Origin of the sequence: Rickettsia endosymbiont of Oedothorax gibbosus (assembly GCF_936269705.1) — a bacterium.
Taxonomy (GTDB): domain Bacteria; phylum Pseudomonadota; class Alphaproteobacteria; order Rickettsiales; family Rickettsiaceae; genus Tisiphia.
Window position 1 is genome coordinate 871843 of sequence record NZ_OW370493.1, and the last position, 26443, is coordinate 898285.

A 26443-nucleotide genomic window follows, 5' to 3' on the forward strand; every position below is an offset into this window, starting at 1 on the left:
ATGAAAAAGAAGACTCCAACACCTAAAAACCATGACCTCCTGCATTTCGAGATTTAACAGTAATAGTTGGCTTCTTGGGTACTTCGTTAATTTCATTAATTTTATTTTGTAAAAACGCTTGCATCTTTACATTATCTCTAATATTAGCATGTTCTGCTCTCTGTTGTGGCTTTACTATTTCCCCCTCTTTACCAGCTCTATTCTCTGTTAGTAATCTAACCGCATCAGCATCCGGCTTTCGTTGTCCAACTTCGATGTTCCTAAGCTCTTTTCCTCTTTGCTTCGCTGTAGCCTTTAATAACCCCTGCAATAGCTTTGCTTGTTCTTCAGACGTTAATGTGTCTAATGTTGTTCCGATACGTTTCTTTTGCTCCTCAAATCCTTTATTTTCTAAATTTGATAGCTCTCCTACCAATTGTGCAATATCCACATCAGTTTTTCGAGTTGAAGGACGTATATATTGTGATCTTGATAAACTTGCTTTGATATCTTCAGCTCTATTTCTAACGTCTGTATTTATTAATACAGCTTGAGAGATTTTAGTTGTTTTTTCCTCTGGAATAACGTTAACTTTTTCATGAGGATATTCAAGAATATCAGGGGCTGGTTCCATTTTGACCATATCATTAGAGAGCATTGTAGTCTCTGGCACTTTATGCAACTGCGGTGTTTCTTCAATATTTTGTCCAGGAGTTACGGAATTCATAGATAATGGTACATCGATAAATGGCAAAATATCTACACTATGTTCTAGATTTTTGCTCTCTTCTTGCATCATTATTTTATTTTCTTGCATTACTGGCATTTGTTCACCAGGCTTTATATAGTCAACTTCAGATTTAGCTCCTCTAGAGGTTACAGCAAGATCAGGAGCCTCAATAGATTCGATAGATGGTGAAATATCCACTCCCTGTCCTAGATTTTTAGCAACTTCTTGCATCATTGCTCTATATTTTTCTTGCGTTACTGGTAAGGTATAGATTTTCCCACCATGCTCTATATAGCCAACTGCATCAGGACTATTTCCAGTAAACTTAACTGGATGTGGCGAGCTGACCTCGATAAGCTTACCAGCATCATCATAGTGAGCAGTAAAATATACAGCATTACTTGCCGCAATATTTTTACCATACTGATCCTTAACAGCTAACGATAAATGCATCGGACCATTATTATCAAGTTTTATCGGAAAATCTATCGTCCTATAATTGCTAATTGCAACGCTAGTTCCATAACTTTTTTGTACTGTATGAGGAGGATTTATTTGATGGTTTGCTTCTGATAATGTTGCAATCTCATGACCGTTTGCATCTCGTACTATCTGCTTCTTAATAGTAATACCATTAGCATTTTCCACACCCCCATCATTCCATTCCATAGTACTGAATCTACCAGCAAACTGCGTATGAACGTTTTTATAGCCGGTAATTTCAACTTGCTCTAAAGCATGCTTTAAATTTTGATCTTCTTTTAGAAGTTCACTAATTGTTTCTTTATTTTGTTCATTTTCAAAATACGCTCGAAACTTATTCAGATCGTCAAGCTCTTCTGGTTTTGCTATATTCTTATTTACCAAAGCTGCAGCTATTATCGCTCTTTGCTTAGTTAAGATATGCTTTCTAATTGCTTGGGTTATAGGATCAACATCAAGAGCATCAGCAGAAAAAGACGGGACATCAACCGAAGAATTATTTAATTCTAGAGGAGTTTTTTCTTCTCCTGGTAAGCAAAAAATGTCCTGAGTAAGCTCTTGTGGTTTGATAGCAGTAACTATTTCCTCTAGTTCTTCCCTACATTTTTGCCAATTCTCAGAAATTGTTTCATCCTGTATGGGTTGTTCTAATATTTCAGCAAATTTATCAAACACTACGGTTTGTTCTACTATTTTGTTAGATTCTGGCAGCTTGTTTTGCTCTTCTGTCTTATTTTTAATTATTTCAGCAAATCCCTTTAATATGTTTTTTTTATCGTCAGAACTGACCGCACTATCTTTTAAGGTTCCCTTTACAATTTTAAACAAAGATTGCTCTATAGGTTCAGCTTGCTCATCATTTGTTACTTTGCCAATTTCCTCTATTTTTGCTATAAAGTTCTGATAATACTCAAAATATTCTCTAGGATATCTATCTTTACTCATTTTCCCCACCTCATTCTTAAATTATAACTATATTTAATGCTAGATAATATTCTCCCTTAAAGCAACTAATTTGTTTCTAGGAGGCTGTCTACGATAACTAATTAATTATATCATGTTTATTCGCAGTCAAAAAGAGCCAAATATAGAATTATTTTCGTTATCGTAGGCAGCCTCCTAGTCCTTCACAACAATCTAGAAGCTGTGAAAATAATATTATAACATATAATATGTCAACACTAATAGCATAAGAGCATATTATGCAAAAATAATTAAATTAACTTTTCACTAGCCTAGGCGAAATTTATTACATAAAAGTTGCTAAATATTAACTTAATGGTATTATCCTATCTAAAAAATTGTCAAAGATAACTAAAGGAGATACAATAATGATAAACAAGACCAACATTCTGTCTGCCCTTGGGTTGGTGGGAACGATGATAAGAGATAGCCTTGCTGCCCCATTTACTACTACTGATGTTATCTCAGTAAATAATCGAACTGAGGAAGAAACATCAACAGAATTAGTCGTACTCAAAGTTGCTGCAATGGTAGCGGCTGTTCTTGCACTTGGTGCAGCTTGTGGTATAACTTCTTTTGTTTGCTCCTACCTACGAGGCAAAGGCGTTTGCGATAGCAAAGATGACCCCTTACAGAGTTTACCTGACTGTGAGAAGGATGCCATCATACAGGAATTTTTATCTGACTGTGAGAGGAGATGCAGAGAGGAGAACCATAGTACCCTACAATTTTTGTAAAGATGGTATTAGGATAGAAAAAAGTTTTTGTTTGGGAGGTATTAATAATGTGGATATTAGCTGCGTTATGGCTGTTGTAGATTGATAAAAAGCATTTTTGATATGATCAAAGCCATAGGTAAATAATGAAAACAATTGTCTTTCAATGGTTTTGTACCGTTTTATTCGGATGGGATTTAAGGCATTTTGTATTATTCCATTTTTGACTATTAAAGCTGAAGCAATAGCAGTTATCACTAATAATTTTTCAAATCTATCCAATTTTACAATGTGACTTTTTTCAATATCAAAACCACCGCTTTTTAGGTGCAAAAATAGTCGTTCAACACTCCAACGAAATTTATATAAAGCAAAAATATCTTGCTCTATTTCAATTGAAGACACCAGAACCATCAGCTCGCTCTTATCATTTCTATATGCGGTAAAATTAACCTTTCTATTCCATAATATACCACTACAAGCCCTATACTCTAAGGCTTTAACATCACTAAATATTCTTTCAATGGTTAAAGTTCTTAAACCTTTTGTAAGACGAATTTTATGATCCATTTTTAATGGAATAACAAACTTTAGATGGTTATTTATCAGAAAGTCTAACCATTCTTTATTCATAAATTCTCTATCAGCAAGCAAATATTTTATTCTTTCAACGCCAAAATTATTAATAAATTTCTGTAAAAATTCCTTCATAAATTCTGCAGAACACCCGCCACCATGCGACAAAGTCTTCCAGAATATTGGCACCGATATTTTACCAATTACCATTACTAAAAATAAAATATTAATATCGGATTTACCAAATTTCCAACTTGTCCTATCCATTGCTACGACATAATTTTTTGAAGCAAAAAAGCTTAATAGCAAATAGCCAACCTTCATATAATCAAAATTAAAATTTTTTAAAAAACGATAAATTCTATGAGTTTTTGACGTCGCTTTAGCATCACCTAAAATACCAAGTGCTAAACCTTTTGATAAATTGAGCTGCCCGTCAGCAAACTAATTACCATACCAACCAAACATTTTAATCTTGATTTATTTCCGTCTATATATAAAATCAATTCTTGAAGTATTATATTATGCATTTTGTTATAAAAATACCTACCTTATACTCAGCGATTCCAAATATGTCATAGAAGGAAGGTAAGTAAAAGGATATGGAATAAGTTTTTCGTAGAGGAATAGTTAAAAAAGTAGTCAAAGTTGGATAAATTATCTAAGATAATATCAATATAATATTGGTATCAAGTTATGCATTCAAAGAAACATTTAAGTTTTAGTGCAATCAGAAGTATGATTGCAGATAGATTTGCTGGTATAGAAGATAGAAGGGGTGTAAATAGTAGTAATAGTATAGCAGATATTATGTTATCTGGTTTGGCGTGTATGTATTTTCAATCAGTATCTTTGCTAGAATTTCAAAGGCGTATGGAAAGGAAGGAACAACGTAATAATCTGCGTAGCATGTTTACAGTACAATCGCTTCCTAGCGATCAGGGGATGAGGAACGTAATAGACCAAGTAGATAGTGACGTAACGTTTAGACCTATTTTCAAAGAATTATTTAGTAAATTACAACGAGGGAAGCATCTAGAACAATATCAAATATTTCCTGGTAAATACTTATTAAATGTTGATGGTACACAATATTACAGCTCTGATAAAGTGAGTTGTAAACGTTGCCTAATTAGAGGGCATAAAAATAACCAATATCATTGTCATCAAGTATTACAAGGGGCTATTGTAAAATTTGGGTTACGACAAGTAATACCAGTAATGCCTGAGGAAATTCGTGTACAAGATGGTGATGAGAAAGAGGATTGTGAGACGAATGCTTTCAAGAGATTTTTGACAAGATTTAGAAAGGATCATGATAAATTAGGGATAATAATCAATGCTGATGCCTTATATGCAACAACTCCAGTGATAGAAACAATTCGTGATCATAAAGCTAATTATATTTTTAAAGTAAAACCCAATAATCATAAGACATTAATGGATAATGTTCAATCTGTAGATAAATCAAAGATAGAGACATTGAGCCTTAGAAGGAACAAATTGATAATTGAATGGGTTAATGATGTTGAATTATTTACTAGCACTAAGGTAAGAACAAATTATATAGCGGCATGGGAGCTAGTGCCGCAGAAAGATGGTAGTAACAAAAGTCAGTATTATGGTAAATGGATTACTGATCTAGAAATCACCTCAGATAATGCTAAAACAATAATAGACGGAGCAAGAGCACGTTGGAAAATAGAGAACGAATGCTTTAATAGCTTAAAGAATCATGGTTATAATATAGAACATAATTACGGTCATGGTTCTGAGAATCTATGTTATAATTTCTACAATTTTACTTTGTTAGCATTTACTATTCATCAAATACACCAATTAGTTGATAAATTATTTCAAGAAATGAGGGAGCAATTTGGTAGATTAGGATCGTTATGGGAACGAATAAGAAGTTTAGTAGACCTTTTTTTCTTTGAATCAATGGAAATGTTATGGGAGATATTAGCTGGCAAACGAGATTACAGAGTCCCGCCAATATAGATTCGACCTATCAAAAGCTTTTTCTAGAGCAATAGACTTATTTATTGCTAACCGTTGGTTTTTACCAAATTGATTACAATAACGTGAATTATGATAAGTTTGTATAAAAATATTTATAGAATTCAAGAAAATACATACAAATCTTTAACAGAAAAATAGATTATTCGTCTTAAAGTTGAGTGGATCGCAATGCTAAAATTTCCCTATGTATCCATAATGTCATATTTGGAATTGCTGCTTCTTGTATTGGTCAACAGATGGTTGATTAAATGGATCGATTTTTAGGTAATTAGCAATTAGCATAGTACTCAACATTGTATGGATAATTTGATCTATAATTGCATACTCATCGATATGTACAAAATTCTCTAGCATCACTGGTCGCTTGACTTGCACTAATGCATTATATATATTGTTAGCATGAGCAGCTAAACTCATCGCAATCTCTGAGTTCTCTTTGTTGTTAGTAATAATTTTATAAAATTTGTCATCCGGACCTTCTAAATAAAGTTGCAACTGACTGTGCTGATCGAATGTCCCTTTTGCAATTACAGGGGTTATACCAAAGCCATTCTTACCAAGGGATTCAGCTATAATTTGTTGTTGCCATCTACATAAACCATCTAATTGGTAACTATAATTAAACATAACTAACATATGTCTATTTAAATAATATTGATTGAGGTAATATTCAGCTATCTCACAAATATTATAGTCAATTGATGAGAAGTTGGTGACGTCGTCGCTCAATGCTCGCCTATTATTTATAGGCGTCGCTCCATCGCTCCTGTTATCTACTTCTCCTGAATTGACTATAGAGCTATCAAGGATAATATCTGATATTTTCTGGGAAGCAGCTGCAACAACTTTGTCTACATCAACTCCTGCAATTGCTGCTGGTAGTAAAGAGGCGTTAGAAATTATACCAAATCTTCCACTGCTTACATTATCATGCTCTAAACAATTTGCACCAAAAGACTTTGCTAAATTATATAACAAATTATTACTAAACGGTACTGTTACATAAACATTTTGAGAGGGAACGTGCAAAACTTCTAAAACATACTTAGTTAATAAATAGGTTTCATTGGTATTCCCAGACCTACTCAATGAAAAAAACACTGCCTTATCTAAATTAACTACTGCCAATTTTTTATCAATTGCTAACTGATCTAAATTATCAAGATATATTAGCTTTTTAGTAGCTACTGCCTTCATACTTAACAATGCTCTAACATTTAGGCAAGATGCACCAAAACCTATAATAATCACAGTATCATATTTTGCAGTAATCTGAGCAGCAAAATTCTTTATTTCATCTTGCTTAATCAGGTCAAACCTTAAGAAATCATATTTATTAGCTTTAATCTGTAAAAGAAGATTGTTATATAGTTTGCTCAGCATTTAATCTCCGCTTAATAGACTTCCCCGCTTCCCGTTGTCATTCTTAGCAATGGCGGGAATCTAGACCCCTGCTTACGCAGGGATGACATTAAGGTAAGCAGAGATGACATCCTTGCGTGTAATGTTAGCCCAGCTCTCTACACCTTTCATGTTAAAAATGTGTAGAGAACTTTAGATGGAAAGTTTGCTTCTCATCGTAAGGTCGCTTCTTAATTGGCCAAGCCCAGTCCATTCTGATAGGGACAAAGCGAGTGACCCAGATAAAGCCAACTCCAACAGAAGCCCGAAGCGACTTATCATTATAAAAACTATCAGCTCTATAGGTACTTTTAGAATTTAATCCTACCCCCCACAGACTACCAGCATCTATAAAAACAGCACCAGTCAAATTAAAGTCTTCTGGTAAACCAGTCGGAAAATTAAGTTCTGTTGAAACTGTATAATATTTTTCTCCACCAAGACCTTCATTTGTTCTCTTCTCTCTAGGACCTATTCCACTGGCAGCAAATCCTCTAAGACTATAATCACCCAAATTAAAGCGATCAGAAATTCTAACAGTTTTACCTCCTACACCCATGATATTACCGACACTACTAGCAATTTTCAAAGTAAATTTATTATTGATAAAAGATTTAAAATACTTACCATCTAGTTCATGTTTTAGATATTTATTATTACCTCCAACACCAGCAAATTCCTGGGTACCACTGATAACGTAACCATTTTTAGGAACAATCTTACTGTCAAGCTGATCATAAGATACAGTATGTCCGATGGCTGATGTAATGAATTTTCCCATTTGTTCATTTAATGATATAGAACCCGGGTTGCCTAGAGAGCTTAATAGTTCTCTTTTAATAGTATGGTCAATTTCATGACTTAAATCTTCTGCAATATCATAACCAAGAGAGGTTTTAAGTCCTATAGATTTTAACGTATAATTTTGATCTCCTTGTGAAAGGAATGAAGTACCACGACCGCTATAATTATTGAAAGCATTGAAACCTAGCGACAAGTCTTTATCAAGAAAATGAGGCTCGGTTATGCCGCCATAGTAGCTAATACTTTTTTTTCCTACTTGCACTCCAGCATTTAACAATTTTCCGGTACCAATTAAATTGCGTTCTAAGAATGATACACGTCCAAATAGTCCGCCTGCTGTGTTATAGCCAGCATCAAAACTAATTGATGACGTTGATTTTTCCTCAACATCAATATTAATATCATATTTATCTTTTCGTTCTGTGGGCGTGACGCTAATAAGTACTTTTTCAAAATAATCTAAATTACGTAAATTTCGATCACCTTTCTCAATATAAGAACGATTAAATATATCCCCTTCAGAAATTTTAAATTCTCGCCTAATAACTTTATCTTCAGTTTTTAGATTATTAGTAATATTAATTTGATTAATATATACTTTATCTGCCTTATCTATCACAAATTTAACATCGACAGTATGATCTGGATTTTTACCACTTATATCAGGATAAACACTAATTCCTGGATAACCTTGACTGGCAAAATATGCAGTAAGTTTATTAGTTATTTTATTTAAACGATTAATATTGAATGTCTCACCGGAAGTAACATTAATATATTTGTTAATTTCATTTAGATCAATATTAGGCAATTTATTGTCAATAGTAATGTTGCCAAATTTATATTTTGCTCCTTCCTCAATAGAATAAGTGATGGTAAAATATTCCTTGGTTGGATTTAGCTCTGCTGTAGCAGAAATAACGCGGAAATCGGCAAATCCTACTGATTGATAAAATTCCTTTAGCAATTCTTTATCATACTCCAAACGGTCTGGATCATAGGTATCATTAGTTTCTAAAAAACTAAACCATTTTGATTGTTTGGTTAGGATGACAGATTGTAGTTCATTAGTACGATAATTATTATTTCCTTGGAAATAAATTTGTTTAACTGTTGTTTTAGGTCCTTCTGCAATATCAAAAGTAACTCTTACTCGATCATTCTCAAGCTTTTCGATTTGTGGGGTAACAGTTGTCGAATAACGACCGGAACGTTTATACATCTCCTTAATCTTCTCGACATCCAGTTGGATTTTAGCCCGACTCATTGATTCGCCAGCCATAGTAATTGTTTCCTTCGATAATACAGAGGTTTTGAGTTTAGAATTACCTTTGAATATTACCTTAGCAATAAAAGGAGTTTCTGAGACAGTAACTATCAAATTGCCACCACTTACTAGTCTAATAGTTATATTCTCAAATAAAGATGTTGCGTAAAGATTTTTGATTGCCTCATCTGCTCTTGACAAACTATATTCTTCTCCAACTTGAAGCTTTAAATAATTTTCAATAGTTGAGGTTTCAATCCTTTTATTACCTTGAATAGTTATTTCTTTAACATACTCAGCTGATAAAGCGGAGATATTATATAAAATAGTTGTTGCCAAAATAGCTATTTTAATAGTTGATTTGACTTTTATTTTCACAAGAACCTTCTTTTCTTTAATATTTTAATTTTATAGCTAACTCGATTAGTATTTAGCATTGGCTTCATTGCGAGAAGCCGCTTTGCGGCGACAAAGCAATCCAAAAAGTGACTAAAAATGGATTGCTTCGTCGGCTAACGCCTCCTCGCAATCTGATGTATCCCCACGAAATTAAGCACGACAAAGCTCCGTCTTTATAATAGATGCCAGGGGTTCTACCAATGGTTTTATGGCATGCAAATAATTAAATTCAATAATAAATTTCCCAAGGGTAAAATACGAATAAATCTTTTTATCTTTTACTGTGTTAGGTTGGAAAATTCTTTGCATACCTTGGCTATAGCCTACCACACCTATAACCCAATATGTTATAATAACAATGGCAGATAGTAACATTAAAACTCCCCATCTATTCACATCTAAAGTTCGAATATATCTTCCAGCAAGACCAAATTGATGACTTTTTATCACTCGAAACGTCTCCTCTATTTGCATACGTTTGCTATATAACCTCACTATTTCCACTCCCTTATATTCATCAGAACTTAAGTTAGTTACCAATATCCAAGGTTCTTTTGCAACTTTGTTATATGAACCATTTGCTGTTTTACTGCTAGTACGATTCCTGCTAACCTTCTGCACTCGACCCTTAGGGACTTTGCAAGTTGTAACCATTTTGCAGGAATATTTATGAGCTTTGGTTAGCAGAATCGTACCACATTCCATCGTTTTTGAACCAATTGATGGCATGAAATTTTCAACTGATATCCAATCCTCATTCTTAGCTAATTTTAAATCTTTTCCTTGTCGTACCCGACACACCCAACTCCACCCTTGTTTTTCTATTTCCTTAAACCATTCAATATGAAAGCCAGCGTCCATAATCACAATAACCCTTTTTCCATCAGGTATTATACTCTTTAATTTATTTAAAAATTCTACCGTTCTGCCCTTTAATTCACCTTCTTCAAACACATCTTGATACAAAGGTAAACTCATCCCTCTTGTACAAAATTGAGCACTTAGCATTTGTACCATGCGATCATCTTTAAGATAACATAAATCAATCACAACACTGTCATCATTAGAATGCTTGATAAACTCAAATATGAAATATGATAAAGCACTATAGAGATTATCAACCTCGTTATATAAATGTTTGTTACCTATACATCTATCAACTTTTTTTATTTTATGTTTTACTTTACTATCACCACTCAAGTTCCTGCCAATTGCACTCAAAGACAAATTCTGACTATATCGCAAGCCTTCTGCAACATCAAGTAACGCATTTAAACGATTATTTGTATAAAAGGACAATGTTCTTTTATTACTTCATTTAATACTGTTTTTACATCCATAACCTACTATCTCCATCATCATTAAATAATGAAGATATTCTATCAATTCTTGCTATTTTGCAACAATTTCGTGGGGATACATCAGCTCGCAATGACTCCTGGAATGTCTAAAACTTATTCGGGTTAACTTAATTATTTAAAAACTAAGTTTTTTATATCATTTGACAGAGAAATTACAATAAGAAAAATAATTATCCCTATACCTAATCTTAGTATAACATTTTTTATTGCCCCACTAAGTGTTTTACCAAAAATTATTTGATATATTATAAATACTAAATGTCCACCATCCAGAACTGGAATTGGTAGCAAATTAAGCAAACCTAGATTAATTGATATCATGGCAACAAATAAGGCAAAGCTTGCTACTCCTCGTTCTAAAGATTTTCCTGATTCTGTGGCAATGGTAATTGGTCCACCAATTTCATTTAATGATCTTGTCCCCATTAGCATTTGTCCAAAATGTCCTAAAATTAAATTTGAGATATAAATAACGTCTACGGATCCTTGATAGATACTTTGAAAAATATTCATTTTAATATAAATAGGCTCATTTTTAGCAATAATTCCTATATAAGGTCTTTTTAGATTAGGATGATTATCTAGTTTTTTCTCTACCGGAATTATAGAAATATCTACAAACTCACCATTTCTGTCAACTAAAAGATGGAGAGGCTTGATTCCATTGGTTAATAGGTTGTTTTGTAAATCGGCGATACTGTTAATTTTATTATTATTCACTATAATAATTTTATCGTTTTTTGTAAGTCCAGCTAGTTCTGCAGGGGAATTAGCTACCACTTCACCAATTATTGGTGGTATCTCTATTTGACCGTGGGAAAAATAAATAGTTGTGAATATTAGAATGGCTAACAAGTAATTAGCTATAGGTCCAGCGGCTATAATTAAGAATTGGGCATAGAGGGGCTTGCTAAGAAAGGCGTAATGTGCCGGATTCGGATGCTCTAAAGAATTCACTTCCCAAGATTTGGGTTTTTCAAATGTTGCAGAGTCAAATCCATAAATTTTAACGTAACCACCTAAGGGTATGGTGCAAATTTTCCATTTTACGCCATCTTTGTCTATTTTAGAGAATAGTTCCTTGCCAAAACCTATCGAGAATTCCTCGACCTTTACCCCAAACATTTTAGCTACGTAATAATGACCAAACTCATGAACAAATACTAATAGGCTGATGGTTAGAATAAATCCGAATATTGATAACATACAACTCATTATTTTTTTAAGAGGTTTACTAAGTTATACTTTTTTGCTATAGCTATAGTCAATTGATGAGAAGTTGGGGACGTTGTCACTCATAAACATCAGTTTAAGAAAACAATAATTGAGAAACCGTCATTGCAAGGAGACCTTAAGGTCGACGAAGCAATCCACAAAATGGATTGCCACGCCACCTACGGTGGCTCGCAATGACTTTATTTTCTTAAACTGATGCCTATGCGTTGTCACTCGTCACTCCATCGTTCCTAGCCCCAAATTCTCCTGAATTGATTATAATGTAGCAAATAATTGAAAATTTTATGACCTCAGCCAAAATTAACACCAAAACGATAGCACGCATTGCTGCGGTACAAGCAATTTATCAGTATAAACCGGAAGATCCTAAGCACAACATAGAAAAAATCATACAGCAAATTATTCAATTCTATCAAGATGAGAGAGCGGCTAATAGTTTAACAACCAATCTAACAGCTAGTTTAAATAAACCAATAAAAGTAAAATTAAGTATAAGCCATTTTGAATTGTTAGTAAAGTCTGTAGTTGTAAATCTACCTCAAATTGATAAGATGATATCAAGGCATTTAACAGCTGAATGGCAAATTACTAGCTTACCTGTTCTGCTTCTTGCTCTTCTGCGTGTGGCAATTTGTGAATTACAATTTTTTCCAAATGTACCGAATAAAGTGGTAATTAATGAATTCACCGACATTACAAATGATATGTTGAGTGAGGGCGAGGTTGGTTTTGTTAATTCTGTATTGGATAGAATTGCTAAAATATCTAGCGAAAATTTTGAAGAGATTGCCGATCATGACATCTAACATATCAGGTTTTAGAGGTAAATTTGTTGCCGTTAAAACTGCAAAAAGGCGAAAAACTTCATCAAAAGAGTGGCTTGCACGCCAATTAAATGATCCTTACGTTGCTAAAGCCAAACTTGATGGTTACAGATCCAGATCAGCTTATAAGTTGCTGGAAATTCATGAGAAATTTAATTTGTTAAAACCAGGGATGAAATTAGTTGATTTAGGGGCTGCCCCAGGGGGATGGAGCCAGGTTGCTGCCAAAATTATTAAATCTGATAAATCGGCTAGTAACAATAGTATGATAATTGCCGTTGATTTGCTTGAGATTGAGCCAATCATTGGTGTAGATTGTTTGCAAAAAGACTTTTATGCTGAAGATACTGAAGAGACTATTATAAAAATGCTAAATGGTAAGGCTGATATTGTAATGAGTGATATGGCTGCGAACACAACAGGTCATGCAACAACTGATCATATTCGAACTCTTGACTTATGTGAACATGCCCTTGATTTTGCCTTAAAAGCTTTAAAGCCGGGAGGGCATTTTATTGCTAAAATTTTTCGAGGTGGTACAGAAAATAGTGCCTTGAACAGAATTAAACTTAATTTTCATAAGGTTAAGCATTTTAAACCATCTTCTAGCCGTAAAGAGTCAGTAGAGATCTATTTAATCGCTCTAAGTAGGAAATCTGTATAATTTTCGTTTAAAAAAGTACCAAGAATAATAAAGTGCAAAAGTCCCAACAACAGTATATGTAGAAAATAGAAAACCTTGTCCATCATAAAGTCCATGGGCTATATAAGAAGATAAAGCTCCAGAATAAATACCAATAGCACACATAGTGAAATATATTGCCAGTGCGGTTCTCAAATCTTGGGCTTCAAATTTACCGGATAATATTAATATATTACAAATAAAAATAGCACATAAACATACACCAATTGTAGAAAGGAGATAGATGTTGCCTATTAAAGTGACCCCATAGTGGGGTAAAAGAATAAAGCTGGCTAAGAGGATAATCATCAGTATTAAGTTAGCAAGATATTTATTGATTATTTTTAATGATAAAATAACAGGTGATATCAAGAAAAATATACTCATAAGAGTATAATGGGAAATAGTGTCTATCTTTGATACAGGAAAGTGTTTTTCTAAAGCAAATTCCTCATAATACCACAATATATCGAAAGTAATGTAAGATACCATAAAGCCTGTTAAAACCTGTAATTCTATGTTCTCAATTAAAAATGAAAATCTAGAAACTAAAATTGTATTTTTGTTAATATTATCTCTTTGTAAGCAAGTTATAATAATAAAACTATAAAGTGATACGCATAATAATAACCCATTTGTCGCTGATTCTAGAAATTCGGCTAGTAAATCAACGGTAAATTGTCCAGCTATCCATAGCAAAGAAAAGATAATAAGAGCAAAATATTTATAGTTATTGGTTAACTCCACTATTTTGATGATAGTAGTGGTTATGTAAGTGTAGTAGGCGGATGCCATTATAATAAAATTGATTTTAAGGATGGTGTAATCCTTAATCATAATTAGGTTTAATATACCTATTATCAGTAAGATTAAACTAATAATGGTAGTTTTGTTGTCACTGATTTTATTAATTAATGGGGTTAAGAATAAACCAGCTATTATATAACCTAACATTTCGATTGATTCGATATGATCTAGCTGATCTCCAGATAGACCTTTACTTATTAAAAAATCTGGTATTACTAGTGCATTGATGTAAGTAATACATGCGAAAAGAAATACACTAATAAACAATAGCAAAGCTGTTTTTAAATGATTATCTTGGGTCATAAATATTGTTTGCTAAACTAGATTACATCGTATATAAATTTCTTAATAGAGAGGCGTTTAAGAAGTTTGTGTAATCAAAAGTACATTAGCTTATTCATTAAAATTTGTCTAATTAATTTTATTATGACCATGAATAAAATTTAGGTTTATAGAACAGCGAATTTGCGTAAGATGGCTAAGAAGTTTCTAATGGTAGTTATTTATTAGGTAGTGTACTTAAAAAGATATGAATGTTTTTTAAATTTGTCATAATAAAATAGATATTGTTTAATATTGCTAGGTTTACAAAATATTAGAGATGTACCTAGAAATTTACGAGTAAAAAATTAATGAGTAAGAAAATTATAGTTGATGCTAACTTTCCTAATGAAACAAGGGTAGTATTACTAAATCAGAATAATAATATTGAAGATATTGAATATGAAACTGCGATAAAACAGCAAAACAAGGGTAATATATATCTTGCAAAAGTTATAAGAGTTGAACCAGCCCTGCAGGCTGCCTTTATAGATTATGGTCCTGACAAGAGCGGATTCTTACCTTTTACTGAAATTAGCCCATATTATTATAATATACCAGCATCTGATCTTAAATCTTTGCCTTCTATAAACAAATTACAAGAAATCTCTCTTTCAGATATTACCCAAGATGATCTTGTGGAGTCCGAAACAAAGAGAAATTATAATCTGATAATAGATAGTGAAGAAATTGATTTAAATGCTATAGAAAGATTAGTGGACGAAAAAATTCAGGTAGAATTTAATTTAGATGTTCTAGATAATGACATTGAAACAATAAATGTTGAGAGAAGTGATAAAGATGAAGAAAATAAACAAAAGCAATATAAAATTCAAGAAGTAATAAAAAAAGGGCAGGTTTTGCTTGTTCAAGTTACCAAAGAGGAAAGAGGTAATAAAGGAGCATCGTTTACCACCTTTATGTCTCTTGCTGGGAAATATTGTGTTTTAATGCCTAATACGCCCTCCCAGAATGGTGTATCACGTAAGATATCCAATGCTGATGAACGGAGAAGGCTTAAGAATATTGTCAGTAAAATAACTTCAAATAATAGTAGCACCGTATCAAGTATTATAATTCGTACGGCTGGTGCTGGATGTACTACTTTAGACATCAAAAGAGATTATGATTATTTAGTAAAATTATGGAATAAAATTAGAGAGAGTACCCTTAAATCTATAGCTCCATGTTTTATACATGAAGAAGATGGGCTGATTCAAAAAGTCATCCGAGATATGTTTGATCATACGGTTAAAGAATTGATAATACAGGGTAGTGAGTCATATCAAAACGCTGTAAGATTCATGAAGGATATATTACCTACCGATATTAGTAAGCTCAAAGAATACAAAAGTAAAGTACCAATTTTTACAAAATTTGTTATTGAGGAACAGCTAACCAAATTATATCAGCCTGTTTTTGCTTTACCTTCTGGTGGGTATATAGTAATAAATCCAACAGAAGCCCTTATTTCAATTGATGTTAACTCAGGCAGAGCAACTGCTGAGAAAAATATTGAAGAAACGGCGTTAAAGACCAACTTGGAAGCTGCCAGAGAAATTGCTAGGCAAATTAAATTAAGAGATTTATCAGGCTTAGTAGTTATTGATTTTATCGATATGTATGATGCTAGAAATCGTAGAATTATTGAGAGGTCTTTTAAGGAATTTCTAAGTCGAGATCGGGCAAGAATTCAAACTGCTAATATTAGCCAATTTGGTTTGCTTGAGATGTCTCGGCAAAGATTAAGACCATCATTTTTGGAATCGAATTCATCAATTTGTTCATATTGTAATGGCAAAGGGCTTGTTAGAGCAGATGAGTCAAATGCTATGTTAATTTTACGTACGATAGAGAATGAAATTTTTAATGAAAATATCGATCTAGTAAATGTTTTTGCTAATATTCATTCAGTCATCTATTTACTGAATAATAAGCGTTCAGAAATATCTCTAATTGAAGAAAAATATAATTTAAAGTTAAGATTCCACGTTGATCCATCTGCCACTTCTGATAATTATTCAATTGAAAAAATAAAATTGCCAAAAAAATCTAGCCATGCTGGAGCTACTAGTAAACCATTAATTCAAAATCAGTCTTCTAATTATCAAGAGGAAAAGATTAATAAAGAGCCACCTACTAGTTCAAATCCTAATAGAAAGAAGCAAAAATGGAAAACTCCTGATAAGTTAGAAGCTAGTAGTGAGTTAAATAAAAATGTAGAAATAGCAATTGATAACGAAAAAATTGATAAAGAGGTTGTTGAGTCTAGTCAAGAAAGTGATAAGGCATTAGTGGTAACTGAGTTGGACAATGAAAACGTTGTTGATACCATTAAGTCAAATCGTAAATATATTGATAAGAAATCAAGTTATACTCGTCCCCCTAGAAGGCGTAACTATAATAAAAACAAAGTGGCTGATAATGGGCAATCTCAGGAATTAGCTAAACAGGAGGGGGCTAATAGTTGATAAAGAGTAGCTTGAGTTTATTAGTAATCGTCACTTACTTGTTTTTATGTACCTCTTGTAGTTTAAGACCTGTATATAGTGATAAATATAGTTTACAAGAATTAAGCCAATTAAGTGCTATTGAAGTTGAACCAATAAACTCTATTGCTGGGGCAGAATTTTGTTACTATTTGTCTAGTATTCTACCAAAATCTACAACATCAACAACAAAGTATTTATTAAAGGTAAATTTTACTAACAAAAGTTTACCGCTTATTATTCAAAAAAATTCTGATGTGTTAAGAGAAACAGTAAGTCAAACTATTCAATATAGGTTAGTTGATATTGTGACTAATCAACAGGTTACCTCAGGAACATTCCGTCATGTGACCTCTTATAGTACAGCTTCTTCACCTTATCATAGTTATGTAGATAATGATAAGGCATTGGAAGACCTTACAAAACAAGGGGCGAATGAGATACTGGAAAGATTAATTTTATATTTTAAACAAAATATCATTAAAGATGAAATTCTATCTATCACAAACTATGCAGCTACTTGATAAGGTAGAAAATGGACAAATTAAGGCTCTGTTACTTTATGGTCCAGATAAGGGGTATATAGATAGAGTTTGTAAAGCCTTAGTAAAGAAATTTGATTTACTAAAAACCTCTATAGAATATTCAGAGATTAAATCTCGGTCGCTTGAAACTTTAGTTAATACCCAAAATTTCTTTATGCAAAAACAATTGATTACTGTAAGATCAGTTGGAGAATCTATAGATAAATCTTTAAAACTTGCTCTTAGTAAAGATTCAGTACATTTCTTAGTGTTTATTGCTGATGAATTATCAACTTCTTCTAGCATACGTAAGTTCTTTGAAACGGAAACTTATTTGGCTTCTCTAGCTTGTTATCATGACGATGAACAAAAAATTGCTAAGATAATTTTACATAAATGTAATAGTGTAGGGAAGGTTATAAAAGAAGATGCTGTTAACTATTTAACAACTCGCCTAAAAGGTGACCATCAAACGCTAGTTAGTGAAATCGATAAATTAACATATTTTACATTTGATAAAGAGCAAATTACTTTAGATGATGCACGGCAGGTAGTTAGTGATGATTTTATGGGAAATGGGGATAATTTATGTGCTTATTTTTCCTCAAAAGATGCTGATAATTTTTTACAAGAATTCAATAAATTAAAACAACAAAACATTAATGAAGTGCTAATTATCAGAGCATTAATCAGATATTATCTAAATTTATACATCGTATTAAGTAAGTTAGAAATTGGTATTGATATAGATGTAGCGGTAAAATCACTATCCCCACCAATTTTCTATAAATATGTGGCAAGTTTTAAAAAAGCTGTAAATAAGCTTAAATTAGAGGATTGCATTAAGACACTGAAACATTTGCAGCAAGCAGAAATTGATTACAAGCTAAATCCAGTTGGCTTTGATATATATCAGCAAATTTATGTTAAAGTTAATCCGATTAGTATTTAGCCTCAGCGTCATGGCTCAAAGCCACTTTAGTGGCTTTGAAGCAATCCCGTTTTATGTCATACCTGCTTCGGTGCAGTATCCAGATTCCCACTATGCGGGAATGATGGTATGGACGAGTGAAGCGAAATATGCTTTACTTGTACGGAGTCAGCTGAAAAATAGTTTTCAGCTGCTCCAAATTAAATAATAATTTAATTAATAGGTCCATACCATGATAAATAATAGCACAAAAAATACTATAATAGGAATAGATTTAGCAAAAAATAGTATGCACTTGGTGCAAGTCGATCAAAATGGCAAAAAAATAGGTTATCAAAAAGTTACAAGAGATGAGTTAATACCAATTGCAATAATTAACGCAGTGGTGTAAAATGGGTTTTTAACTGATAAAGGTACTCAAATGGCTAGGTTAATATTACCACAAGGTTTTCATGGTCATGATTTTATAAAAATGATGAAACATGAGCCGCATGGTCGAAATCGTATACGTTTATTGGCGATGTATCACCTTCAATTAGGCAAATCTTTAAAAGCCATATCTGAAATAGTGAAGTCACACTGGAAAACTGTGCAATCATGGCTCAGAAGATTTAGGAATCATGGTTTTGAAGGATTATTTGAATCACAAAGAAGCGGCGCCCCTAGGAAGATTAACACTATACAAGAGTCTGCTCTTTTTGATAAAATCAATACGCTCAGTGAAAGTAAAACTGGTGGGTATATAACTGGAAAGGAGCTACATATCATGTTACTTGAGGAATATGGTGCTAAATGCGCTTTAAAAACAGTCTACAATACTATGCACCGCCTTGGTTTTAGCTGGATTACTTCTCGTTCAATGCATCCAAAGTCAAATCAAGAGACTCAAAATACATATAAAAAAACTTCCCAGACATGTTAACAAAATTATTACCAAAAAATATCGATAGATGTAAAGTTGATATATGGTCTCAGGATGAAACTCGAGTTGGGCAACAAGGTAGCTTAACTCGTATATGGGCTAAGCGTGGCACTAGACCCCGTAAAGTTCGGCAACAGCAATTCATTTCAACATATATTTATGGAGCTGCTTGCCATGATACAGGAGAAGCTTTTGCATTAATTTTACCATATACGTCAATTCGGGATAAGGATATTGTGAACATGTAGATTAAAATCAAATTTTGTTGAAGGTTTATTTTTCTTTAATGAGTAAGCAACAAGAGTAGATAATATATGGACAAAGGCATTTATTGGTGATCTATGTCTAGTATGTTCAAGGTTCATTTTATTTTTTAGATAATCAAAAACTGTTTCAATTAAGTTACGCTTTCGAAGTAAGATTTTTTCTTTCAAATCCATTAATTTATTTTCCATATTCTTCTTAATTCCATGAATCATTTTTAAGCCTCTTTCATATAAATTTAAGAACAAATTTTGCTTAATATAACCTTTATCAGCTGCTATAATTCCAGTTAATCTTTTTGTTAACTCCGGTACTGGAACCCTATCATCTACATTGCCTTTGGTCACTTTTAATGCCATAAACTCCCCTTTATTATTGATTATTACATGTAATTTAAAACCATAAAAATACCCCATAGAGGATTTACTATGTTTGGCTAATCCTTTAAAAACTTTATTGCTATAACGCCTTTTATTGTGACAAGCTTTAATCGTTGTAGAGTCAATAAAATAAATACCTGTTTCCTCACCAAACAACAAATGAATCAACATATTTAGCGGTATGAATAATCGTGCCATTAATTCAACAAATCTATTATAACTCAAGGCTTTGGGAAAATCATCCTTATGCATGCACTCTATATAACTTTTATAGAAAAATTTAAAATTCTTAGCATAGGATGTATGAAACATAATTATTATTGTTAACATTTCACTTAGACTCATGCTACAACAGCGATTTCTTTGCTTATTTGATGGTAATAACTTTCTCTGTTCATACTCCAAATAAATTTTACAAAAATCATCTATAAAACTATATAATTCTGTGATATCTTTTTTCATGCCTGTAGTTTGTTTTTTTGTTTAAAAATATAAATACTGCAGGCACTCCTTTTTGACAATCCTTTTATCTATTACTATTTCATCTATATCTTATCCCGAACTGACGTCATATGCAAACACACAGGCAATGAATAAATTCTTAGAAGAGCTTTCTCGCAGTATTCAAGGCAACCGACATATAGCTTTACTAACGGATAATGCAGGTTGGCACACAGCCAAAAAACTAACTGTGCCAAGCAATATCACTTTGATACCGCTTCCGCCCTATGCACCGGAACTTAATGCAATGGAACAAGTTTGGGAATGGATCAAAAATCATTTCTTGTCTAACCAATGTTATGGTGTATATGAAGATATCGTCACTATGGCTTGTTACGCTTGGAATCAATTTGCTCATAATGTAGATTTAGTAAAATCAATTATGTATAGAGACTGGATAAACACACCGTGTTAATTATTGCAATTGGTATAATAGCCTATTTAAGCAATCTCGATAAAAGTTCATTGGTAGCTATGGAAGCATGTGGAGGAGCTAATTATTGGTCACAGGAAATTGCTAAGCTTGGTTTGCAAGTCAAACTAATGAAAACAAAAGATGTAAAAGTTTATGCTACATCGAAACAGAAAAATGATTATAACGATGCGTTAGCAATATGCAAAGCGGCTCGTGATCCAGAATTAAAAACTGTGCTGCCAAAAAGCAAAGAGGAACAAGATATAAAATTTTTGCATAAAATTAGAAGTAATACGATCAGAGATCGTGTGCAAAAAACTAATTCTACAATATCAAGTTTATGTAAATATGGCTATAATACAAAATTAAGTAAAAATAAATTTTGCAAATCATGTAGGCTGGAGGTAGAGTTAGCGTATAGTAAAGGTTATATAAATTCTGGGATACGGTCAATTTTACTTTTAGAATGTAAAGAAATTGAGGATTTATGTGACAAAGAGAAAACTTTAGAAAAGCTGATTATCAGCAATAATAAGCAAAGTGAGAAAGCTACTAGGTTGCAGACAATTTTTGGCATTGGAGCAATCAATGCTAGTTGTTTGAGTGTAGCCCCAATGGAAAGTTATCCAACCCCAAGGGATTTTGCTGCTTCGCTTGGTTTGGTACCAAAGCAACATAGCTCAGGAGATAAGATAGTTTTAGGAGGGATTACCAAACAGGGAGATAGATATGCCAGAACTATGTTGATTCAAGCTGCAAGGACAATAGCAATAAGAGCAAAAAGTGGTAAGGAATCGAAAGATAAACTAGTGCAGTGGGCAGTGAAGAAATTTGCTGAAAATAAATCATATAATATTATATGTGTTGGTTTAGCAAATAAGTTAGCAAGGATTGCTTATGCAGTAGTCACCAATGGTAGCGAATATGTTGCAAATTAGTTTAGTTGAGAAAAAAGAAGAAACTATGTCAACTAAATAAAAATTGATAATTGATAAATATTGCGAGTAAAGAATAGTAACAATAAAGAGAACGAAAGTTAAAGAGTTAATGAATAAGTATTCTGAATAAAATCCGTAATTATGTCGAGGCTCCCGACTTCAGTGTTGTTGTGCCAAAAAATGGCTGACAGAAGAGGAAATGATAAAATTTGCAGGCACAACAAATTATTTATTTAGTGAGTCTGTCCTATAGTTTGTGTAAGTTGCAAAGAAAGCAGTAAGAGATTACTGTAAAAAAAGTAACTTAAGCAAGCAAGGAGGAATTATGGCTAAAAAATTAGATACAGATAAAGATACATTAAACATCAGTAATCAGCTAGTAGAAGAATTATTATCAAAAGCAGATCCATCGGAGTTATTTGGTCGAGATGGTTTATTTCAACAGCTATAATGGTTCCAATATTTTGGACAGAAAAATAAGAAAAATGAGATAGAATTCTTTAGCAAACAAGGAGAGCTAGAGATGAAAAAACAAGTAAGGCAATATAGTGCTGAGGAGAAAGCCAAAATTGTCATAGAAGCAATTAAGGGAGAGCTAACAATAGCCCAGATAACCAGTAAGTATGGTGTTCATGCAACACAGATCAGTAACTGGAAAAAACAAGGTCTTGAGTTGTTAGTACAAGGTTTTAAGAATAAAACACAGAGTGCTGATCCAAATCAGCAGGGGTTAATCAAGAATCTATATGAGCAAATTGGTCAGTTAAGCGTTGAGTGTGACTGGCTCAAAAAAAAATCTGCATTGTTTGGAATTAAAGGTTAGGTGTAATATGATAGAGCCTAATCATAATAAGTTAACAATTGTACAACAGTGTAAGTTATTGGATATTAGCAGGTCAACCTATTACTATCAACCTACTGGTATTAGTGAACAAGATATCAAGATTATGGCAATAATTGATGAGACCTATACTATGCATCCATATTATGGTATGCGGCGGATGGCTAAATATTTACAAGCCCAAGGTTTTTCGGTAGGTCGTAAAGCTGTTAGACGTTACTACAAGATAATGGGTCTTGAAGCTGTTTATCCTAAAATAAATTTAAGCAAGAGGAATCAAGCGCATAAAATATATCCTTATTTACTAAAAGGATTAGAAATAGTATTGCCAAACCAGGTTTGGAGTGCAGATATAACGTATATAAGACTGAGCCCAGCAATTCCAAATATGACATTATGGATACATAGGGGGCTCTGTACAAATAAGTGTGTAAATTTTTCAAAGGTTATATAAAAATATAATATAACAAAAGGAGAAATTATAATGCGTCACAAACAAAATGAAGCAATGAATCAAGCAATAGATTTATTAATAAATAATGATACAGATATATCAACTTTATTTAAAGAGGATGGTTTATTAAAACAATTAACCAAAAGGCTTGTAGAGAAGGCATTGCAGTCAGAGATGAATAATCACTTAGGATATGATAAATATTGTCATACTGATAGCAATAATGTTCGTAATGGTAGTAAAGTAAAGAATCTAGTAACAAATAATGGAGTTGTAGAGATTGAGGTTCCAAGGGATAGAAGTAGTACATTTGAACCTGCATTAATTCCGAAGCGTCAAAGACGTATTGAAGGATTTGATGATAAAATAATATCGTTATACGCTAAAGGAATGAGCTTATCTGATATTAAGATTCAAATGCAAGAATTGTATGGAGCTGACGTTAGCGAAAGTTTGATAAGTCAAATTACTGATGATGTAATTGAGGATGTCAAGATATGGCAAAGCCGACCATTGGATCGAGTATATGCTATAGTATTTTTTGACTGTTTAGTAGTAAAAGTACGTCAAGATAAACGAATTATCAATAAGTCTGTATATGTAGCATTAGGTATTGATTTATCTGGAAGGAAGGATATTTTAGGATTGTGGAACAGTGAAAATGAAGGAGCTAAATTTTGGCTTGGTAATTTTACTGAGATGAAGAACAGAGGTATGCAAGACATGCTTATTGCTTGCAGTGATAATTTAACCGGTATGTCTGAGGCAATAGAAGCAGTTTTTCCGAAAACCGAACATCAATTATGTATTGTACATCAGATTAGAAATAGTTTAAAATATGTATCATATAAAGACCGAAAAGAATTAGCGGCTGATTTAAAGCCTATATATACTGCTAGCACAGAGGAAGAAGCACATCTTGCTTTAGAATCTTTTGAAGCTAAATGGAGTAAACAGTATCCACAAATTGCTAAATCTTGGTATGTTCATTGGGAAAATTTAATGGTTTTTCTAGAATACCCTGAGGCGATAAGGAAAGTAATATACACAACTAATAGTATAGAATCTGTCAATAGCCAATTACGTAAGGTTACTAAGAATAAAAGGGTTTTTCCAAATGATAATGCCGTTTTTAAGACCTTATATTTGGCAATTGATTATATGACCAAGAAATGGGTTATGCCGATTCCGAACTGGAACGCAGCTATGGCTCACTTTTTGATAAAATTTGAAGGTAGAATTTAAGCCCTATGAAAAATTTACACACTTAATTAGAAAGGCTCACATAGGGAAATTTTAGCATTGCGATCCACTCAACTTTAAGACGAATAATCTATTTTTCTGTTAAAGATTTGTATGTATTTTCTTGAATTCTATAAATATTTTTATACAAACTTATCATAATTCACGTTATTGTAATCAATTTGGTAAAAACCAACGGTTAGCAATAAATAAGTCTATTGCTCTAGAAAAAGCTTTTGATAGGTCGAATCTATATTGGCGGGACTCTGTAATCTCGTTTGCCAGCTAATATCTCCCATAACATTTCCATTGATTCAAAGAAAAAAAGGTCTACTAAACTTCTTATTCGTTCCCATAACGATCCTAATCTACCAAATTGCTCCCTCATTTCTTGAAATAATTTATCAACTAATTGGTGTATTTGATGAATAGTAAATGCTAACAAAGTAAAATTGTAGAAATTATAACATAGATTCTCAGAACCATGACCGTAATTATGTTCTATATTATAACCATGATTCTTTAAGCTATTAAAGCATTCGTTCTCTATTTTCCAACGTGCTCTTGCTCCGTCTATTATTGTTTTAGCATTATCTGAGGTGATTTCTAGATCAGTAATCCATTTACCATAATACTGACTTTTGTTACTACCATCTTTCTGCGGCACTAGCTCCCATGCCGCTATATAATTTGTTCTTACCTTAGTGCTAGTAAATAATTCAACATCATTAACCCATTCAATTATCAATTTGTTCCTTCTAAGGCTCAATGTCTCTATCTTTGATTTATCTACAGATTGAACATTATCCATTAATGTCTTATGATTATTGGGTTTTACTTTAAAAATATAATTAGCTTTATGATCACGAATTGTTTCTATCACTGGAGTTGTTGCATATAAGGCATCAGCATTGATTATTATCCCTAATTTATCATGATCCTTTCTAAATCTTGTCAAAAATCTCTTGAAAGCATTCGTCTCACAATCCTCTTTCTCATCACCATCTTGTACACGAATTTCCTCAGGCATTACTGGTATTACTTGTCGTAACCCAAATTTTACAATAGCCCCTTGTAATACTTGATGACAATGATATTGGTTATTTTTATGCCCTCTAATTAGGCAACGTTTACAACTCACTTTATCAGAGCTGTAATATTGTGTACCATCAACATTTAATAAGTATTTACCAGGAAATATTTGATATTGTTCTAGATGCTTCCCTCGTTGTAATTTACTAAATAATTCTTTGAAAATAGGTCTAAACGTTACGTCACTATCTACTTGGTCTATTACGTTCCTCATCCCCTGATCGCTAGGAAGCGATTGTACTGTAAACATGCTACGCAGATTATTACGTTGTTCCTTCCTTTCCATACGCCTTTGAAATTCTAGCAAAGATACTGATTGAAAATACATACACGCCAAACCAGATAACATAATATCTGCTATACTATTACTACTATTTACACCCCTTCTATCTTCTATACCAGCAAATCTATCTGCAATCATACTTCTGATTGCACTAAAACTTAAATGTTTCTTTGAATGCATAACTTGATACCAATATTATATTGATATTATCTTAGATAATTTATCCAACTTTGACTACTTTTTTAACTATTCCTCTACGAAAAACTTATTCCATATCCTTTTACTTACCTTCCTTCTATGACATATTTGGAATCGCTGCCGATGAAGAACTCAAGGAAAAAGTATGGTCTGGGATTTTGTTATTTTTCCTCAAACACATCAACGAACGTCAATTACTGAAAAGATGGCAAGAAATCTCTCATCTCTTGCCTAAATTGAGTAAAATAACAATAGGCTATGACCACATAAGAAATCTATTACAGTATACTTTACGTCAGTTCGGGATAAGATATAGATGAAATAGTAATAGATAAAAGGATTGTCAAAAAGGAGTGCCTGCAGTATTTATATTTTTAAACAAAAAAACAAACTACAGG

At 32.6% G+C, this 26443-nt stretch carries 27 protein-coding genes and 1 pseudogene; 18 read left to right on the forward strand and 10 right to left on the reverse strand.

Going from position 1 to position 26443, the window contains the following annotated elements:
- Window positions 1–22 precede the first annotated feature (22 nt).
- Window positions 23–2137 (reverse strand): Sca4 family protein, encoded by a 2115-nt coding sequence (locus tag NBW66_RS04805; RefSeq protein WP_250311893.1) that lies wholly within the window; start codon window positions 2135–2137, stop codon window positions 23–25.
- 356 nt (window positions 2138–2493) lie between these two features.
- On the opposite strand from NBW66_RS04805, the gene NBW66_RS04810 reads away from it, so the two are divergent.
- Window positions 2494–2892: a hypothetical protein gene (locus tag NBW66_RS04810; RefSeq protein ID WP_250311894.1), complete on the forward strand. Its 399-nt coding sequence runs from the start codon at window positions 2494–2496 to the stop codon at window positions 2890–2892.
- Here the strand turns inward: NBW66_RS04810 and NBW66_RS04815 are convergent.
- Together NBW66_RS04815 and NBW66_RS14455 are read right to left on the reverse strand one after the other, a co-directional pair.
- On the reverse strand, window positions 2878–3846 hold the full coding sequence (locus tag NBW66_RS04815) for an IS4 family transposase (protein WP_348539313.1): 969 nt from the start codon (window positions 3844–3846) through the stop codon (window positions 2878–2880). The two genes, NBW66_RS04810 and NBW66_RS04815, sit on opposite strands and share 15 nt — an antisense overlap.
- Window positions 3847–3854: 8 nt before the next feature.
- The gene (locus tag NBW66_RS14455; protein WP_284346704.1) at window positions 3855–3977 is read right to left on the reverse strand and encodes a hypothetical protein; all 123 of its coding nucleotides are present in this window, start codon (window positions 3975–3977) and stop codon (window positions 3855–3857) included.
- Window positions 3978–4143: 166 nt separating this feature from the next.
- Between NBW66_RS14455 and NBW66_RS04820 the strand changes: the two genes are divergently transcribed.
- Window positions 4144–5448 (forward strand): transposase, encoded by a 1305-nt coding sequence (locus NBW66_RS04820; RefSeq protein WP_250311217.1) that lies wholly within the window; start codon window positions 4144–4146, stop codon window positions 5446–5448.
- A gap of 219 nt (window positions 5449–5667) precedes the next feature.
- Here NBW66_RS04820 and NBW66_RS04825 read toward each other — a convergent pair whose 3' ends face one another.
- The 4 genes from NBW66_RS04825 to rseP form a co-directional block, all read right to left on the reverse strand.
- Window positions 5668–6852, reverse strand: a complete 1185-nt coding sequence (locus tag NBW66_RS04825; protein ID WP_250311895.1) for a palindromic element RPE2 domain-containing protein — start codon at window positions 6850–6852, stop codon at window positions 5668–5670.
- 151 nt (window positions 6853–7003) lie between these two features.
- Window positions 7004–9313 (reverse strand): outer membrane protein assembly factor BamA, encoded by a 2310-nt coding sequence (gene bamA / locus NBW66_RS04830; RefSeq protein WP_250312265.1) that lies wholly within the window; start codon window positions 9311–9313, stop codon window positions 7004–7006.
- A gap of 177 nt (window positions 9314–9490) precedes the next feature.
- Window positions 9491–10639: an IS4 family transposase gene (locus NBW66_RS04835; protein WP_250311896.1), complete on the reverse strand. Its 1149-nt coding sequence runs from the start codon at window positions 10637–10639 to the stop codon at window positions 9491–9493.
- Between the two features lie 173 nt (window positions 10640–10812).
- A complete protein-coding gene (gene rseP, locus NBW66_RS04840) occupies window positions 10813–11907 on the reverse strand; it encodes an RIP metalloprotease RseP (RefSeq protein ID WP_250311897.1) in 1095 nt (364 codons plus the stop codon).
- A 314-nt stretch (window positions 11908–12221) separates the two neighbouring features.
- Between rseP and nusB the strand changes: the two genes are divergently transcribed.
- Window positions 12222–12743 carry a transcription antitermination factor NusB gene (gene nusB / locus NBW66_RS04845; RefSeq protein WP_250311898.1) on the forward strand — a complete coding sequence of 174 codons (522 nt, stop codon included), beginning with the start codon at window positions 12222–12224 and terminating at the stop codon, window positions 12741–12743.
- Complete coding sequence (locus NBW66_RS04850) at window positions 12733–13425, forward strand: RlmE family RNA methyltransferase (protein ID WP_250311899.1); 693 nt, start codon at window positions 12733–12735, stop codon at window positions 13423–13425. Before nusB ends, NBW66_RS04850 begins: the two co-directional genes overlap by 11 nt.
- Here the strand turns inward: NBW66_RS04850 and NBW66_RS04855 are convergent.
- The gene (locus NBW66_RS04855) at window positions 13405–14553 is read right to left on the reverse strand and encodes an MFS transporter (RefSeq protein ID WP_250311900.1); all 1149 of its coding nucleotides are present in this window, start codon (window positions 14551–14553) and stop codon (window positions 13405–13407) included. The genes NBW66_RS04850 and NBW66_RS04855 overlap by 21 nt on opposite strands.
- 329 nt (window positions 14554–14882) lie before the next feature.
- Here NBW66_RS04855 and NBW66_RS04860 point away from each other — a divergent pair, with 329 nt between their 5' ends.
- The 7 genes from NBW66_RS04860 to NBW66_RS04890 are packed head-to-tail and all read left to right on the forward strand — an operon-like array spanning window position 14883 to window position 19685.
- Window positions 14883–17042 carry an Rne/Rng family ribonuclease gene (locus NBW66_RS04860; RefSeq protein WP_250311901.1) on the forward strand — a complete coding sequence of 720 codons (2160 nt, stop codon included), beginning with the start codon at window positions 14883–14885 and terminating at the stop codon, window positions 17040–17042.
- On the forward strand, window positions 17039–17584 hold the full coding sequence (locus NBW66_RS04865; protein ID WP_250311902.1) for a hypothetical protein: 546 nt from the start codon (window positions 17039–17041) through the stop codon (window positions 17582–17584). The genes NBW66_RS04860 and NBW66_RS04865 overlap by 4 nt, the downstream gene beginning before the upstream one ends.
- Window positions 17547–18536, forward strand: coding sequence for a DNA polymerase III subunit delta (holA, locus tag NBW66_RS04870; RefSeq protein WP_250311903.1), 990 nt, complete (start codon window positions 17547–17549; stop codon window positions 18534–18536). Before NBW66_RS04865 ends, holA begins: the two co-directional genes overlap by 38 nt.
- A complete protein-coding gene (locus tag NBW66_RS04875) occupies window positions 18508–18723 on the forward strand; it encodes a hypothetical protein (protein WP_250311904.1) in 216 nt (71 codons plus the stop codon). The genes holA and NBW66_RS04875 overlap by 29 nt, the downstream gene beginning before the upstream one ends.
- A gap of 24 nt (window positions 18724–18747) precedes the next feature.
- Entirely contained in the window at window positions 18748–18906 is a 159-nt protein-coding gene (locus NBW66_RS04880; RefSeq protein ID WP_250311905.1) for an IS110 family transposase, read from the forward strand.
- 30 nt (window positions 18907–18936) lie between these two features.
- Window positions 18937–19437: a helix-turn-helix domain-containing protein gene (locus tag NBW66_RS04885; RefSeq protein ID WP_250310542.1), complete on the forward strand. Its 501-nt coding sequence runs from the start codon at window positions 18937–18939 to the stop codon at window positions 19435–19437.
- Window positions 19431–19685, forward strand: a complete 255-nt coding sequence (locus NBW66_RS04890) for a hypothetical protein (protein ID WP_250311906.1) — start codon at window positions 19431–19433, stop codon at window positions 19683–19685. The genes NBW66_RS04885 and NBW66_RS04890 overlap by 7 nt, the downstream gene beginning before the upstream one ends.
- On the opposite strand, the gene NBW66_RS04895 is transcribed toward NBW66_RS04890, so the two are convergent.
- Window positions 19653–20543, reverse strand: coding sequence for an IS982 family transposase (locus NBW66_RS04895; protein WP_250310582.1), 891 nt, complete (start codon window positions 20541–20543; stop codon window positions 19653–19655). The genes NBW66_RS04890 and NBW66_RS04895 overlap by 33 nt on opposite strands.
- Before the next feature lie 52 nt (window positions 20544–20595).
- On the opposite strand from NBW66_RS04895, the gene NBW66_RS04900 reads away from it, so the two are divergent.
- From NBW66_RS04900 to NBW66_RS04920, 6 genes are all read left to right on the forward strand, one after another.
- Window positions 20596–20997: a transposase gene (locus NBW66_RS04900; RefSeq protein ID WP_250311845.1), complete on the forward strand. Its 402-nt coding sequence runs from the start codon at window positions 20596–20598 to the stop codon at window positions 20995–20997.
- Complete coding sequence (locus NBW66_RS04905) at window positions 20991–21935, forward strand: IS110 family RNA-guided transposase (RefSeq protein ID WP_250311907.1); 945 nt, start codon at window positions 20991–20993, stop codon at window positions 21933–21935. The genes NBW66_RS04900 and NBW66_RS04905 overlap by 7 nt, the downstream gene beginning before the upstream one ends.
- A 325-nt stretch (window positions 21936–22260) precedes the next feature.
- Window positions 22261–22386: a hypothetical protein gene (locus NBW66_RS14460; protein WP_284346728.1), complete on the forward strand. Its 126-nt coding sequence runs from the start codon at window positions 22261–22263 to the stop codon at window positions 22384–22386.
- A gap of 72 nt (window positions 22387–22458) precedes the next feature.
- Window positions 22459–22758, forward strand: coding sequence for a transposase (locus NBW66_RS04910; RefSeq protein ID WP_094649795.1), 300 nt, complete (start codon window positions 22459–22461; stop codon window positions 22756–22758).
- Window positions 22759–22765: 7 nt separating this feature from the next.
- A complete protein-coding gene (locus tag NBW66_RS04915; RefSeq protein ID WP_250311908.1) occupies window positions 22766–23230 on the forward strand; it encodes an IS3 family transposase in 465 nt (154 codons plus the stop codon).
- Between the two features lie 30 nt (window positions 23231–23260).
- Window positions 23261–24475: an IS256 family transposase gene (locus tag NBW66_RS04920; RefSeq protein ID WP_250310568.1), complete on the forward strand. Its 1215-nt coding sequence runs from the start codon at window positions 23261–23263 to the stop codon at window positions 24473–24475.
- 247 nt (window positions 24476–24722) lie between these two features.
- Here NBW66_RS04920 and NBW66_RS04925 read toward each other — a convergent pair whose 3' ends face one another.
- Entirely contained in the window at window positions 24723–26027 is a 1305-nt protein-coding gene (locus NBW66_RS04925) for a transposase (protein ID WP_250311217.1), read from the reverse strand.
- A gap of 140 nt (window positions 26028–26167) precedes the next feature.
- On the opposite strand from NBW66_RS04925, the pseudogene NBW66_RS04930 reads away from it, so the two are divergent.
- A pseudogene (locus NBW66_RS04930) lies at window positions 26168–26338 on the forward strand (Rpn family recombination-promoting nuclease/putative transposase); the annotation flags it as partial.
- Between the last annotated feature and the right edge of the window lie 105 nt (window positions 26339–26443).

What these genes read in the sequence shown, in the direction of transcription:
- holA (WP_250311903.1), top strand. Translation starts at nt 17,547, where the DNA reads ATGAAATTCTATCTATCACAAACTATGCAGCTACTTGATAAGGTAGAA.
- NBW66_RS04860 (WP_250311901.1), top strand. Translation starts at nt 14,883, where the DNA reads ATGAGTAAGAAAATTATAGTTGATGCTAACTTTCCTAATGAAACAAGG.
- NBW66_RS04925 (WP_250311217.1), bottom strand. Translation starts at nt 26,027, where the DNA reads ATGCATTCAAAGAAACATTTAAGTTTTAGTGCAATCAGAAGTATGATT.
- NBW66_RS04885 (WP_250310542.1), top strand. Translation starts at nt 18,937, where the DNA reads ATGGCTAGGTTAATATTACCACAAGGTTTTCATGGTCATGATTTTATA.
- nusB (WP_250311898.1), top strand. Translation starts at nt 12,222, where the DNA reads ATGACCTCAGCCAAAATTAACACCAAAACGATAGCACGCATTGCTGCG.
- NBW66_RS04910 (WP_094649795.1), top strand. Translation starts at nt 22,459, where the DNA reads ATGAAAAAACAAGTAAGGCAATATAGTGCTGAGGAGAAAGCCAAAATT.
- NBW66_RS04820 (WP_250311217.1), top strand. Translation starts at nt 4,144, where the DNA reads ATGCATTCAAAGAAACATTTAAGTTTTAGTGCAATCAGAAGTATGATT.
- NBW66_RS14460 (WP_284346728.1), top strand. Translation starts at nt 22,261, where the DNA reads ATGGCTAAAAAATTAGATACAGATAAAGATACATTAAACATCAGTAAT.
- NBW66_RS04880 (WP_250311905.1), top strand. Translation starts at nt 18,748, where the DNA reads ATGATAAATAATAGCACAAAAAATACTATAATAGGAATAGATTTAGCA.
- NBW66_RS04805 (WP_250311893.1), bottom strand. Translation starts at nt 2,137, where the DNA reads ATGAGTAAAGATAGATATCCTAGAGAATATTTTGAGTATTATCAGAAC.
- NBW66_RS04895 (WP_250310582.1), bottom strand. Translation starts at nt 20,543, where the DNA reads ATGAAAAAAGATATCACAGAATTATATAGTTTTATAGATGATTTTTGT.
- NBW66_RS04825 (WP_250311895.1), bottom strand. Translation starts at nt 6,852, where the DNA reads ATGCTGAGCAAACTATATAACAATCTTCTTTTACAGATTAAAGCTAAT.
- NBW66_RS04890 (WP_250311906.1), top strand. Translation starts at nt 19,431, where the DNA reads ATGTTAACAAAATTATTACCAAAAAATATCGATAGATGTAAAGTTGAT.
- NBW66_RS14455 (WP_284346704.1), bottom strand. Translation starts at nt 3,977, where the DNA reads ATGCATAATATAATACTTCAAGAATTGATTTTATATATAGACGGAAAT.
- NBW66_RS04850 (WP_250311899.1), top strand. Translation starts at nt 12,733, where the DNA reads ATGACATCTAACATATCAGGTTTTAGAGGTAAATTTGTTGCCGTTAAA.
- NBW66_RS04855 (WP_250311900.1), bottom strand. Translation starts at nt 14,553, where the DNA reads ATGACCCAAGATAATCATTTAAAAACAGCTTTGCTATTGTTTATTAGT.
- rseP (WP_250311897.1), bottom strand. Translation starts at nt 11,907, where the DNA reads ATGTTATCAATATTCGGATTTATTCTAACCATCAGCCTATTAGTATTT.
- NBW66_RS04920 (WP_250310568.1), top strand. Translation starts at nt 23,261, where the DNA reads ATGCGTCACAAACAAAATGAAGCAATGAATCAAGCAATAGATTTATTA.
- NBW66_RS04875 (WP_250311904.1), top strand. Translation starts at nt 18,508, where the DNA reads ATGTTAAAGTTAATCCGATTAGTATTTAGCCTCAGCGTCATGGCTCAA.
- NBW66_RS04915 (WP_250311908.1), top strand. Translation starts at nt 22,766, where the DNA reads ATGATAGAGCCTAATCATAATAAGTTAACAATTGTACAACAGTGTAAG.